The organism is Paraburkholderia nodosa (assembly GCF_001718195.1).
Lineage (GTDB): Bacteria > Pseudomonadota > Gammaproteobacteria > Burkholderiales > Burkholderiaceae > Paraburkholderia > Paraburkholderia nodosa_A.
In genome coordinates, this window is the sequence record NZ_MCNV01000018.1 from 20937 (window position 1) to 34270 (window position 13334).

13 protein-coding genes are annotated in these 13334 nt (G+C 64.6%); 12 read left to right on the forward strand and 1 reads right to left on the reverse strand.

Features of this window, described 5'->3' with window-relative positions; all coding sequences use genetic code 11:
• Positions 1–67: 67 nt before the first annotated feature.
• From BFD71_RS26035 to derI, 12 genes are all read left to right on the forward strand, one after another.
• Positions 68–1045 carry a sugar-binding transcriptional regulator gene (locus BFD71_RS26035; protein WP_069267203.1) on the forward strand — a complete coding sequence of 326 codons (978 nt, stop codon included), beginning with the start codon at positions 68–70 and terminating at the stop codon, positions 1043–1045.
• Entirely contained in the window at positions 1045–2667 is a 1623-nt protein-coding gene (locus tag BFD71_RS26040; RefSeq protein ID WP_218108676.1) for an FGGY-family carbohydrate kinase, read from the forward strand. The genes BFD71_RS26035 and BFD71_RS26040 overlap by 1 nt, the downstream gene beginning before the upstream one ends.
• A gap of 20 nt (positions 2668–2687) precedes the next feature.
• Complete coding sequence (locus tag BFD71_RS26045; protein WP_069267204.1) at positions 2688–4196, forward strand: glycerol-3-phosphate dehydrogenase; 1509 nt, start codon at positions 2688–2690, stop codon at positions 4194–4196.
• A 47-nt stretch (positions 4197–4243) separates the two neighbouring features.
• A complete protein-coding gene (locus tag BFD71_RS26050; RefSeq protein ID WP_069267205.1) occupies positions 4244–5176 on the forward strand; it encodes a sugar phosphate isomerase/epimerase family protein in 933 nt (310 codons plus the stop codon).
• A 12-nt stretch (positions 5177–5188) separates the two neighbouring features.
• The gene (locus BFD71_RS26055) at positions 5189–6211 is read left to right on the forward strand and encodes a dihydroxyacetone kinase subunit DhaK (protein ID WP_069267206.1); all 1023 of its coding nucleotides are present in this window, start codon (positions 5189–5191) and stop codon (positions 6209–6211) included.
• Positions 6208–6861 (forward strand): dihydroxyacetone kinase subunit DhaL, encoded by a 654-nt coding sequence (gene dhaL / locus BFD71_RS26060; protein ID WP_069267207.1) that lies wholly within the window; start codon positions 6208–6210, stop codon positions 6859–6861. The genes BFD71_RS26055 and dhaL overlap by 4 nt, the downstream gene beginning before the upstream one ends.
• 51 nt (positions 6862–6912) lie before the next feature.
• Positions 6913–7569, forward strand: coding sequence for a DUF2291 family protein (locus BFD71_RS26065; protein WP_083245479.1), 657 nt, complete (start codon positions 6913–6915; stop codon positions 7567–7569).
• Positions 7566–9122 carry a sugar ABC transporter ATP-binding protein gene (locus BFD71_RS26070; protein ID WP_069267208.1) on the forward strand — a complete coding sequence of 519 codons (1557 nt, stop codon included), beginning with the start codon at positions 7566–7568 and terminating at the stop codon, positions 9120–9122. The genes BFD71_RS26065 and BFD71_RS26070 overlap by 4 nt, the downstream gene beginning before the upstream one ends.
• A gap of 27 nt (positions 9123–9149) precedes the next feature.
• Positions 9150–10241 (forward strand): ABC transporter permease, encoded by a 1092-nt coding sequence (locus BFD71_RS26075; protein WP_069267209.1) that lies wholly within the window; start codon positions 9150–9152, stop codon positions 10239–10241.
• Positions 10242–10310: 69 nt separating this feature from the next.
• Positions 10311–11261 (forward strand): D-ribose ABC transporter substrate-binding protein, encoded by a 951-nt coding sequence (locus tag BFD71_RS26080; protein ID WP_069267210.1) that lies wholly within the window; start codon positions 10311–10313, stop codon positions 11259–11261.
• Between the two features lie 110 nt (positions 11262–11371).
• Positions 11372–12133: a triose-phosphate isomerase gene (locus BFD71_RS26085; protein ID WP_069267211.1), complete on the forward strand. Its 762-nt coding sequence runs from the start codon at positions 11372–11374 to the stop codon at positions 12131–12133.
• A 43-nt stretch (positions 12134–12176) separates the two neighbouring features.
• Positions 12177–12632: a D-erythrulose-4-phosphate isomerase gene (gene derI / locus BFD71_RS26090; protein ID WP_069267212.1), complete on the forward strand. Its 456-nt coding sequence runs from the start codon at positions 12177–12179 to the stop codon at positions 12630–12632.
• 32 nt (positions 12633–12664) lie between these two features.
• Here derI and BFD71_RS26095 read toward each other — a convergent pair whose 3' ends face one another.
• Complete coding sequence (locus tag BFD71_RS26095) at positions 12665–13321, reverse strand: methionine ABC transporter permease (protein WP_069267213.1); 657 nt, start codon at positions 13319–13321, stop codon at positions 12665–12667.
• Positions 13322–13334: the final 13 nt, after the last annotated feature.

Below are 13334 nucleotides of genomic sequence, written 5' to 3' on the forward strand. Positions count from 1 at the left end.
TGGGGTCACTGAAATAAATTTCAACACACGAAAAAAATATCACTTTTCGTGGGTGCATGGAGACAACATGACGAAAATCGCCGGAAAGCGTGATGCCGAGGACAGCCTTGCGATACGCGCGGCCTGGTTGCACTACGCAGCCGGGCAGACCCAGGCCGATGTCGCTTCCCGACTCGGCGTGAGCAGCGTCAAGGCGCACCGGTTGATCACGCGCGCCAATCAGAGCGGCGCGATCAAGTTCACGATCGACGGCGATGTCGCCGAGTGCGTCGTGCTCGAAGCCGAACTGGCCCAGCGCTATGGCCTGAGTTATTGCGAAGTGGTGCCGGATCTGCACGAAGGCGACTTGCCGTTGCGTGCGTTGGGGGTCGCGGGGGCGTACTTCCTGCAACGCGAGATCGCGGCGCGCCAGGACGGCGTGATCGGCATCGGACACGGGCGCACGCTCGCCGCCGTGGTCGCGAACATCCCGCGCATGGACGCAGGCACGGTGCGTTTCGTGTCGCTGCTCGGCGGCGTGACGCGCAAGTACACCGCGAATCCGTACGACGTCATCCACAAGCTCGCCGACCAGACGGGCGCGGTGTCGTACGTGCTGCCGCTGCCGTTTTTCGCCAATACCGCGGAGGATCGCGAGGTGCTGCTCTCGCAGCGTGGCGTGCGCGAAGTATTCGATCTCGCGGCGCATGCGGATTTGATGGTCGTCGGCATCGGCTCGGTGGACGAGGACGCGCAGCTTGTCGCGTCGCAGATGATCGAGCCGGCCGAAATCGAGGAAGTGCGCAGCAAGGGCGGCAAGGGCGAACTGCTCGGCCATTTTTTCAGCGACGCCGGCGAATCCGTCGAAACGTCGCTGGCGGCGCGCACGGTCGCGCCTCCGTTGGCCGATCTGACGAGCCGGCGCATTGTGGCCATTGCCGGAGGCGCGTCGAAGATCGCGGCCATCCGCGCCGTCCTGAAGAGCGGACTCCTTAGCGGCTTGATCACCGACGAGGCCACGGCGCTGGCGCTGAATGGCGACCCTGTCGCGACGGAAGCGCCGTGATGGACAAGGTCATGGGCACAGTCACGGGCAACGCGGCACGAGATCTCCTCGTCGGCATCGACGCGGGCACCTCGGTCATCAAGGCCGTGGCCTTCGATTTGTCGGGACGGCAGATTGCCGTGGCCTCGCTGCCCAATCGCTACACGACCAGCGCCGATGGCGCGGCGACCCAGTCGCTGGCGCAAACCTGGGCCGATTGCGCGCAGACCTTGCGCGATCTCGGCGAGCAGGTCGAGGGCCTCGCGCAGCGCACGCAGGCGCTGGCGGTCACGGGCCAGGGCGATGGCACGTGGCTCGTCGGTGCGGACAATCAACCCGCAAGCGACGCCTGGCTGTGGCTCGATGCGCGCGCCGCGAACACGGTGCGCGCCTTGCAGGAAGGCCCCGCAAGTCGCGCGCGCTTCGAGGCGACCGGCACCGGGCTCGCCGCATGCAGCCAGGGCGCGCAGATCGCGCATATGGCCGCGACGATGCCGGACGTGCTGGCGCGCGCCGAAGTCGCGCTGCATTGCAAGGACTGGCTGTATCTCAATCTCACCGGCGTGCGCGCGACCGATCCGTCGGAGGCCAGCTTCACCTACGGCAACTTTCGCACGCGCCGCTACGACGATGCGGTCATCGACGCACTCGGCCTGAGCGCGCGGCGCGGCTTGCTGCCCGAGATTATCGACGGGACCGAACACACGCATCCCCTCTCTGCGCAGGCCGCAGCCGAGACGGGCCTGCTGGCCGGTACGCCCGTGTCTCTCGGCTTCGTCGATATCGTGCTGACGGCGCTGGGCGCGGGCATCCACACCGAAGGCGCGGCGGGCGCGAGTTGCTCGATCGTCGGCTCGACGGGCATGCACATGCGGGCCATGCGCAACGAGAACGTGCATCTGAACGCGGAAGGCACGGGCTATGTCATCGCGCTGCCGTTGCCGGGCATGTCGGCGCAGGTGCAGTCGAACATGGCGGCCACGCTGAACGTCGACTGGGTGCTCAATCTCGCCTGCGATCTGCTCACGCAGTTCGGCACGAGCCTCTCGCGCAGCGACCGGATCAAATGCATCGACGGCTGGCTGCAGGAAGGGCGGCCGGGCTCGCTGCTGTATCACCCGTATATCTCGGATGCGGGCGAACGCGGGCCGTTTGTCGAGCCCAACGCGCGTGCGGACTTCATTGGACTGACGAGCGAAAGCCGCTATCCGGACCTGGTCCGCGCCGTGGTCGAAGGGCTCGGAATGGCCGCACGCGACTGCTACACGTCGATGGGCATACCCATGCCTGACGAGCTACGCCTGACCGGCGGAGCGACGCGTTCGCGCGCGTTGCGCGGCGTGCTCGGCGCCGTGGTCGGCGCGCCCACGCGGATCTCCACCCGCGAGGAAGCGGGCGCGGCCGGTGCGGCCATGATGGCTGCGGTTGCGCTCGGCGTGTACCCGAACATGAATGCGTGCATCGCCGAATGGGTGACGCCGCTGCTGGGACGGCCCGAGTCGCCCGATGCGGAATTGACCCGCTTGTACGCGCAACTTTTTCCCGCGTATCGCAAGGCACGCGAGGCGCTGGTGCCGACGTGGGCGGAAACGGCCCGATTGCTGAAATCCCGGCATCGGCCAGTTTCCGCAAGCCTCAACTAACGTCGAACATGGAACGTGAGATGAGCGAGAAGGACATGGTGGACCTGTGTGTCATCGGCGGCGGCATCAACGGCGCGGGTATCGCGCGCGATGCGGCGGGCCGCGGGCTGTCGGTAATGCTGTGCGAGAAGGACGATCTCGCGCAGGGCACGTCGTCGCGTTCCGGCAAGCTGGTTCATGGCGGCCTGCGTTATCTGGAGTACTACGAATTCCGGCTCGTGCGCGAGGCGCTGATCGAGCGCGAAGTGCTGCTCAACGCCGCGCCGCACATTATCTGGCCGCTGCGTTTCGTGCTGCCGCACAGTCCCGGCGATCGTCCCGCCTGGCTCGTGCGCACGGGCCTGTTCCTGTACGACCATCTTGGCGGCCGCAAGAAGCTGCCGGGCACGCGCTCGCTCGATCTGTGGCGTAACCCCGAAGGAGCGCCGATCAAGGACGAGTACCGCAAAGGCTTCGAGTATTCCGACTGCTGGGTCGATGACGCGCGCCTGGTGGTGCTCAACGCCGTCGATGCCGCCCGGCGCGGCACCGAAGTGCTCACGCGCACCGCGTTCGTTTCGGCGCGGCGCGAGGGCGGGACGTGGCGCGTGGAACTGCGCGACGCGCGCAACGGTGCGACGCGGGTGGTGAGCGCGCGGGCGCTGGTCAACGCGGCCGGACCCTGGGTTTCCGAAGTGATCGGGCGCGCGGGCGCGCAGTCGACGCGCAAGGTGCGGCTCGTCAAGGGTAGCCATCTCGTCACGCCGAAGTTCTGGGAAGGTCCGCATTCCTACCTCGTGCAGAACCACGACAAGCGCGTGATTTTCATCAACGCGTACGAAGGCGACAAGGCGCTCATCGGGACGACCGACGTCGCCTGGGATGGTGCGCCGGAAACGGTGGCGATCACGAACGACGAGATCGACTATCTGCTCTCGGCGGTAAACCGCTATTTCAAGCATCCGTTGCGCAAGCAGGACATCGTGGAGACATTCTCGGGCGTGCGCCCGCTCTACGACGACGGCAAGGGCAATCCGTCGGCGGTCACGCGCGATTACGTGTTCGACCTCGACGTTAGCGGTGGTGCTCCGCTCCTGAACGTCTTCGGCGGCAAGATCACCACCTTCCGCAAGCTCGCCGAGCACGCGTTGCAAAAGCTGCAGCCGACCTTCCCGAAGATGGGCGCGGACTGGACCGCAGCCGCGACGCTGCCGGGTGGCGACATCGAAGGCGCCGACGTGCCGCGTTTCATGGCGAGACTTCAGGCGCAGTACGAATGGCTGCCGCGTGACCTGTTGCGCTATTACGTGCAGACGCACGGCACGCTGACGGCCCGGGTGATCAACGGCGCGACCTCGCTTGCCGGTCTGGGCCAGCAATTCGGGCCGAGCTTCTATGAGGCGGAGGCACGTTATTTGATGGCTAACGAATGGGCTGAGTCGGCCGACGACCTGCTCACGCGGCGCACCAAGCACGGCTTGCACATGAGCGCCGCGCAAAAGGCCGCCTTCGGCGTCTGGCTCGACGGCCTCGTCAGGAAATCCGCGTAAGCAGGCGGGCCCCAACCCCGAGGCAACCCATAGGACACGAGACGAACATGGCATTCACACTCGCACTGAACACGAATCCGCTGGTGAACCGCTTCGCGGAGCCGGCCGACCTGATCGATGCCATTGCGCACGACATGAAGATCCGTGACGTGCAGTTGACTCACGAGTTCATCAATCCGTCGTGGCCGGCAGCAACGACACGCAGGCTGACGCGCGAGATGCGCGCGTCGATGACGCGTACCGGCGTGCGCATCACGTCGGGCATGACGGGGCCATACGGGCGGCTGAATCACTTCGGTCATCCGGATGCCGATGTACGCCGCTATTACGTCGACTGGTTCAAGACCTTCGCGGATATCACCGCCGACCTGGGCGGCGATTCGATCGGCACGCAGTTCGCCATCTTCACCTACAAAGACTTCGACGACCGGGCGCGCCGCGATGCGCTGATTCAAACCGCGATCGATTGCTGGGCCGAAGTCGCCGAACATGCGAAGGCGGCGGGGCTGAAATACGTGTTCTGGGAACCCATGTCGATCGGCCGCGAGTTCGGCGAGACCATCGCCGCGTGCATGGCGCTGCAGGACAAGCTGAGCGCCGCGAACATGGCGATTCCCATGTGGATGATGGCCGATATCGACCACGGCGACGTCACGAGCCCCAATCCCGACGACTTCGATCCGTATGCGTGGGCGCGCGCCGTGCCGCGGGTGTCGCCGATCATTCACATCAAGCAGTCGCTGATGGACAAGGGCGGTCATCGTCCTTTCACCGCCGAGTTCAACGCGCGCGGCCGCATTCAGCCCGAACCGCTGATCAAGGCGCTGCACGAAGGCGGTGGACGCGACAACGAGATCTGCCTCGAGCTGTCGTTCAAGGAGCGCGAGCCGACCGACCGCCAGGTCGTCGAGCAGATCGCCGAATCCGTGGCGTTCTGGGCGCCGCATTTCGATTCCGGCGTTGCCGATCTGAATATCTGAGGAGATCCGACGATGCACGGCGCGAGGACACAGAAACTGATCAACGACGGCGACGCCGCCGTCGACGAGATGCTGGAAGGCATCATGGCTGCCCACGGCGATCTGCTCACGCGCAACGACAGTGCGCCGCGCGCGATCGTCGCACGCAACGGGCCGCGCGCCGGCAAGGTGGCGCTCGTGATCGGCGGCGGATCGGGCCATGAGCCGACGTTTCTGGGCTTCGTCGGCAAGGGGCTGGCCGACGCGGCGGTGATCGGCAACGTCTTCGCGTCGCCGCCGCCGCAACCTGCCGTGGATGCCGCGCTCGCCGCGCATGGCAGCGCGGGCGTGCTGTTCATGTACGGCAACTACGCCGGCGACGTGATGAATTTCGACATGGCCACCGAGATGCTCGAACTCGAGGGCGTCGAGGCGCGCACGGTGCTGACGACCGACGACATCGCCTCGGCGCCGCGCGAGAAGCGCGCAACGCGCCGCGGCGTGGCGGGCAACGTGTTCATCTTCAAGGCGGCGGGCGCCGCTGCCGATCTGATGATGCCGCTCGACGAGGTGGAGCGCGTGGCGCGTCATGCCAACGCGCGCACCTACACATTGGGGGTGGCGCTCGCGCCGTGCTCACTGCCGCAAACGCGGCGTCCGAACTTCGAGATCGCGGCCGGTGAAATGGAAATCGGCATGGGCATTCACGGCGAGCCGGGCATGCGCCGCGAGACGCTGCGCACGGCCGACGCGATCACCGACGAAATCATGGATGCGATCCTCGCCGAGATGGACGCCGCAAAGGGCGATCGCGTTGCCGTCCTCGTGAACTCGCTCGGCTCCACGCCGCTCATGGAGTTGTACATCCTCAACCGCCGCGTGGCGCAGCGGCTCAAGGATGCGGGGCTCGTGGTGCATCGCACGCTGGTCGGGCCGCTTTGCACGTCGCTCGAAATGGCGGGCGCGTCGATCACCGTGATGCATCTGGACGATGAACTTCAGCGCCTCATCGATCACCCGTGCGAATGCGCGATGTTTCAGCAGAGGGCTGCATGACGCCCGCGCTGACGACCGCCGATATGGCGCGCCTGTTCCGCGAACTCGCGGACGCCATCGCGAAGGCGCGCGACGAGCTGTGCCGGCTCGATGGCGCGATCGGCGACGCGGACCACGGTATCGCCATGGAGCAGGGCTTCACTGCCGCCTCGAAAGCGATCGAGGTGCTGCCGGCGGACGCCACGCTCGCAGATCAGTTGAACGCGGCGGCCAAGGGTTTCCTGAACGCGGTGGGCGCTTCGTCGGGACCGCTTTATGCCACCGCGTTCATGCGTGCGGCCAAGCTTGCCGGTGCGCGGCAGGCACTGCCACTGAACGAGGCGCCAGGCCTGATCGTCGCGATGGCAGAAGGCATCCGCTCGCGCGGCCGGGCCGAAGTCGGCGAAAAGACCATGGTCGACGCCTGGGCGCCCGCTGCGGAGGCGATCGAACACGGCATGGAGGAGGGCTTGCCGGTGCGCGAGATCATGACGCGCGCGGGCGAGGCGGCAACGGCGGGCGCCGAATCGACGATCGCGATGGTCGCGACCAAGGGTCGGTCGTCGCGTCTCGGTGAACGCAGCATCGGGCACATGGACCCGGGCGCGGCGTCGGCCGCGATGGTGGTGAATGTGATCGTAGAAAACTGGAGGAGACATGGCACGGATTGAATGGGCAGACGGCCGGCAAAGCCGCCGTACCGACGCAACGGAGGTGAGCCAATGAGCGCCATTGCTCCATCGACGAAGGGTCACGGCGGGCACAAGGCTCGCCTCGTGATCGAAGTGGTGTTGCTGGTGATTTTGCTGGTTGCGATGGCGATGAGCACGAAGGTCGTGAAGATCGGCTCCAGCGCGGACTCGCAGACCCAGGAATTCGAACCGGCCGCCTACGGCAAGAAGCAATTTCCGAAAACTCAGGCCGCCATCGAAAAGCGCGCAATCGATGCCGCCACGCTGGCCGCGGCTATCGCCAAGGATCAGGACGCGGCGGGCAAGCAGTACGGTGTGGCCGGCGGCGGCGTGGGGCCCGAGATGTCGGTGAAATTCACCGGTGTAGCGGGCAAGGACGATGCGGGCGTGTACGAAGTGAAGGTGCCGGGTTTGCCTGACTCGCTGGTCGTGCGCGTGCAAACAGGACCGGCAATCAACGGCACGGATCTGCGCGACGCCACCGGCGACATCAGCTTCGGCCAGTTCACCAATCAGATCGACTATCAGAACGCCGGCTACGCGATCAATGCGGAAATGAAGAAGAAGGTCCTATCGAAAATCGATACGACCAAACTGACCGGCAAGACCGTCTCGGTCGTCGGCGTATTCCAGCTGATCAATCCGAACGGCTGGCTCGTCACTCCTGTGAAGCTGGACGTCAAATGAACACCGCGACCCCTATCACGACACCTGCCGCAACGAAGGACGGCGTCCTGCTGTCCGCGCGCAACATCGTCAAGTCTTACGGCGGCGTGCATGCCCTGAAGGGCGTGAATTTCGAGATCCATCGCGGCAAGGTCACGACGCTGTTCGGCGAGAACGGCGCAGGCAAGTCGACCCTGATGAAGATCCTGTCCGGCGTGGAAAAGCCCACGTCGGGTGAGATCGAACTCGACGGCGAGCGGGTCGCCTTCGCCTCGTCGAGCGATGCACGCGATCACGGCATTTCGATCATTCACCAGGAGTTGAGCCTCGCGCCCAATCTGAGCGTGCGCGACAACATCTTCATGGGCCGCGAGCTGCGCACGCCGACCGGCGTGGACTTCGCCGAAGAGGCGCGCCAGACGCAGGCACTGATGGTCGACCTCGAAGAAGAGATCGACCCGATGACGCTGGTCCACGACCTGCGCCTCGGCCAGCAGCAGGTGGTCGAGATCGCACGTGCGCTCTCGGTCGATTCGCGCATCCTCATCATGGACGAGCCGACTTCCGCGCTGAGTGCCTCCGAGGTCGAGGTGCTCTTCAAGGTGATTCGCGACCTGACGAGCCGCGGCGTGTCGATCGTGTACATCTCGCACCATCTCGAAGAGGCGTTGCAGGTCACGGACTACGCCGTGGTCCTGCGCGACGGCAGGATCACCGCCACGGCGCAGCGCAAGGACATCGACCTCGGCTGGATCGTGCGCAACATGGTCGGCGAGAATTTCGATCTCGGCTCGCCGCCGACGGGTTACGCGTTCGGCGACGTCGCGCTCGACATCGACGACATCAGCGTCGCCGACGAATCGGGCACGGGCACCTCGGTGGTCGATCATCTGTCGCTCGAGGTGCGCGCGGGCGAGATCGTCTGCATCTACGGCTTGATGGGTGCGGGCCGCACGGAACTGCTCGAAGCGGTGGCCGGCCGCACGCACCTGCCTGTCACGGGCGGCAAGGTGCTGCTCGAAGGCGAGGACATGGCGTCGCTGAGCATTGGCGAGCGCATCGCGAAGGGCCTCGTGCTGGTGCCGGAGGACCGGCAGCGCGATGGCCTCGTGCCGACCATGAGCGTGGGCTCGAACATGTCGCTCGCGAGCATCCGCTCCTTTGTGAAGGGGTTCCTGATGTCGGCTGGCGCCGAGCGCGAACTCGTGGGCGAATCGATCCGCAACGTGCACGTCAAGACCTCGGGAGCGGGGGCGTCGATCCGCTCGCTCTCGGGCGGCAATCAGCAAAAGGTGGTGATCGGCAAGATGCTGGCGACCGGGCCGAAAGTCATCCTGCTCGACGAACCCAGCCGCGGCATCGACATCGGCGCGAAAGCGGAGGTGTTTCGCCTGCTCGCGGAGAACGCGAAGCAAGGTCTGGCCGTGGTCTATTCGACTTCGGAAGTCGGGGAGTGTCTGAGCGTCGCGCACCGCATCATCGTCATGCGGCGCGGCAAGATATCGGCCGAATTCGGACCGGATGCCAACAAGGACGACATCATGGCCGCCTCGGGCGAAGCCGTGGTTGTCTGATCGAAGCAATGCCAGGAGACATTCAACATGAACCATGCCGCCAAAACACCGAGATCCAGTCGCTTCGGCGGAGAAGGGCTTGACTTCGGCAAGATCCTGCTCGAAGGACGTGCGTTTTTCGCGCTGATCGCCATCGTCATTATCTTTTCCTTTCTGTCACCAAATTATTTCGCACTAGAAAACTTCCTGACGATGGCCTCGCACGTGGCCATTTACGGGATCCTTGCGATCGGCATGCTGCTCGTGATCATCAACGGAGGGATCGACCTCTCGGTCGGCTCCACGCTCGGACTCTCCGGTGTCGTCGCGGGATTCTTCATGCAGGGCGTGACGCTGAACATGCTCGGCGTCGTGGTGTATCCGCCGGTCTGGGTGGTGGTCGTGCTGTGCTGCGCGCTCGGCGCGCTCATCGGCCTCGTCAACGGGGTTCTGATCGCGCGCTTCCGGGTGCCGGCCTTCGTCGCCACGCTCGGCGTCATGTATGTCGTGCGCGGGTTCGCACTGCTGATGACCAACGGGCTCACCTACAACAACCTCGGTGGACAGGCAGACCTGGGCAATACCGGTTTCGACTGGCTTGGTTTCGACCGGCTGTTCAACGTGCCGGTGGGCGTGCTGATTCTGGTGGCGATCGCAGTGCTCTGCAGCATCATGCTCAATCGCTCGGCATTCGGCCGCTGGCTCTACGCCTCGGGCGGCAATGCCCGCGCGGCGGAACTCTCCGGCGTGCCGGTAAAGCACGTGCAGATCAGCGTGTACATGCTCTCGGGCATCTGCGCGGCGATCGCCGGTCTGATTCTCTCCTCGCAGCTCACCTCCGCCGGTCCGACGGCGGGCACGAGCTACGAGCTGACGGCCATCGCGGCCGTGGTGATCGGAGGCGCGTCGCTGATGGGCGGCACCGGCAATATCCGCGGCACGCTGCTCGGCGCATTCGTGATCGGCTTTCTGTCCGACGGTCTCGTGATCATCGGCATTTCATCTTACTGGCAAACCGTATTCACCGGCGCGGTCATTGTCCTCGCGGTGTTGCTGAACGCCATTCAATATCGCCGCCGTGTCAAGCGTCCCGCGCCGACCGGTGGACAACTGGCTTCTTCGCAAGGCGGCAAGGCCTGAGCCATACGGCCGGCAAGCGAGAAGTGAATTGACGCTTTTCACCATCATCCACTGAGGCGGAGACAACTCATGACCTTCAAGACAAAGACCACGATCCTTGCGGCCCTGGCCCTGGCCGCACCCTTGTTCGCCGGACAGGCTCAAGCCGCCGGCCTCATCAGCATCATCGTCAACGATCCTGCGAACCCGTACTGGCTGGCCGAAGGCAACATCGCTTCTGCCGAAGCCAAAAAGCTCGGCTACACCGCGAATGTTTCCGCGTCGAAGGGCGACACGAATACCGAGAGTCAGCAGATCGACACCGCCATCACCAACAAGTCGGTCGCGATCATTCTCGACCCGGCCAACGCGAGCGGTTCGGTTGGCGCCGTGAAGAAGGCGATCGCCGCGAAGATTCCGGTGTTCCTCGTCAATGCGGAAATCAATCAGCCGGGCCTCGCCAAGGCGCAGCTGGTTTCGAACAACGCTCAAGGCGCCGCCCTGGGCGCCCAGCAATGGGTCAAGGACGTCGGCTCGAAAGACAACTACGTCGAACTGCTCGGCGCGCCGTCCGACAACAACGCCGCGACGCGCTCGAACGGCTACAAATCGGTGCTGAGTCAGTATCCGGATCTGAAGATGGTGGGCTCGCAAGTGGCCAACTGGGATCGCACACAAGGTTTCAACGCCACGCAGAGCCTGATGCAGGCGCATCCGGACGTTATCGGTGTCATCAGCGGCAACGACGAAATGGCGCTCGGCGCGATCGCCGCGCTCAAGCAGGCAGGCAAGCTCAAGAGCGTGAAGGTCGGCGGCTTCGACGGTTCGCCCGCAGCAGTCGACGCGGTCAAGGCCGGCGAGTTGCAATACACCGTGCTGCAGCCGGTCGCCGAGTTCTCGGCCAAAGCGGTGCAGGAAGCAGACCAGTACCTGAAAACCGGCAAGACGGGCGCATCGAGCGAGAAGCAGCTGTTCGATTGCGTGCTGATCACCAAGGCGAACGCGTCGAAGTACACCGCGCCGTTCGTGCTGTCGAAGTGAGTTGACTGGCGTATTGATCACTGTGCCGGACTGGCGGGTCGAGCCGCTCCCGCCGGTTCCGGCGCGACATGCGCTGTGAGACGTGAGCGCATAGACGCAACAAGGTAACCATGACTGATTCCCTCTTTTGGGTCGGCACGAGCTGGAAGATGAACAAGACGCTGGCGGAAGCGATCGCTTTTGCCGAGCGCATGTTTGCCAGCCCCGACGACCCGCGAATTCAGTGCTTCGTGATTCCGCCTTTCACCGCGATTCGGGAAGTCAAATCCATTCTTGCGGAGACCGACATCAAGGTCGGCGCGCAAAACATGCACTGGGCCGAGCACGGCGCCTGGACCGGTGAGATAGCGCCGCCGATGCTGGTCGATTGCGGCATGGACCTGGTCGAACTCGGTCATTCCGAACGGCGCGAGCATTTCGGCGAAACTGACGACACCGTTGGCCTCAAGGTCGAGGCGGCCGTGCGCCATGGGCTGACGCCGTTGATCTGTGTTGGCGAGACGCTCGCCGACAAGCAAAGCGGCCGCGCTGCAGAAGTGCTGGCTGGCGAGGTCCGCGCTGCGCTGGCAAGACTCAGTACGGAACAGCGCGCAGCGCCGATTCTGCTCGCGTACGAGCCGGTGTGGGCCATTGGCGAACGTGGTGTTCCCGCCAGCCCCGAGTACGCCGATGCGCGACAGGCGGAAATCATTCAGGTCGCGCAGGCGATTCTCGGCCGCCGCATCCCGTGCCTGTACGGCGGCTCGGTCAACCCCGACAACTGCGCGGAGCTCACCGCCTGCCCGAATATCGACGGGCTCTTCATCGGCCGTTCGGCGTGGGATGTGAGCGGGTATCTGGACATATTGAAGCGCGTCGGGGCAGTGCTCTGACCTCGATGCGGGCTTGCCAACCCTTATTCTCAAGGAGATCGTCATGAAAGTGGCCATTGGAGGCGACAGTGCCGGAGTCGGATTGGCCCGGGTGCTGGCCGACTATCTGAAAGATCGTTTCGACGTTTTCGAAGTATCGAGCAACGAAGCGAATCCGAACGAGTTTTACGCCAATCTCTCGGACCGCGTGGCGTCGGGCGTGATCAGCGGCGCATATGACCGCGCGATTCTCGTGTGCGGCACCGGCATCGGTGTCAGCATTTCGGCGAACAAGGTGCCGGGCATTCGCGCCGCGCTGTGCCACGACACCTATTCGGCGGAACGCGCGGCGCTCTCGAACAATGCGCAGATCATCACAATGGGTTCGCGCGTGATCGGGCCGGAGGTGGCCAAGGCCATTGCCGACGCGTTTCTGGACAACACGTTCGACGAAAACGGGCGTAGCGCGGGGAACGTCGCGGCGATCAACGAAGTGGATTCGAAATATCACCACCGGTAACTCGACGGATTTCCCAGCGCGGCTGGGTGTCGTCAGCGCTTGCGATCGACACGGCGCGCAAAATACTCGCCGACCAGCTGAATCACCGATACGAGCGCGACCAGAATAAAGATCACGACGATCATCACCTGGGTTTCGTAGCGTTCGTAGCCATAGCGAATCGCCATGTCGCCAAGGCCGCCGCCCCCGACGGCGCCAGCCATCGCCGACATGTCGATCATCGCGATTGCCGTTACCGTGACGCCGCCGAGAATGCCCGGCAGCGCTTCGGGCAACAGCACGTGGTGGACGATCTGGGAGCGTTTGCAGCCCATCGCGCGCGCGGCTTCGATGAGCCCTGGCTCCACACCCCCGAGATTGACCTGGACGATGCGCGCAAAGAACGGAATCAGGTTCGCGCTCAACGGCACGACGGCAGCCCACGCGCCCAGCGTCGTACCGACAATGAAGCGCGTGACCGGCAGCAGTGCAACCAGCAGGATGATGAAGGGGATCGCGCGGAACATGTTGATGGCGGTCGAGAGCGCCTTGTGCAGTAACGGTCGCGGATAAAGTCCGCCTGGTGCGCTCACCGTGAGCACGATCGCGAGCAGCATGCCAGCGACGATCGCGATCAGCATGGAGGCACCCACCATGAGCAGGGTCTGCAGCAGGGCCTGCACGTAGCGGTCAGCCAGGGTTGGCGACATAACGTTTCACCTC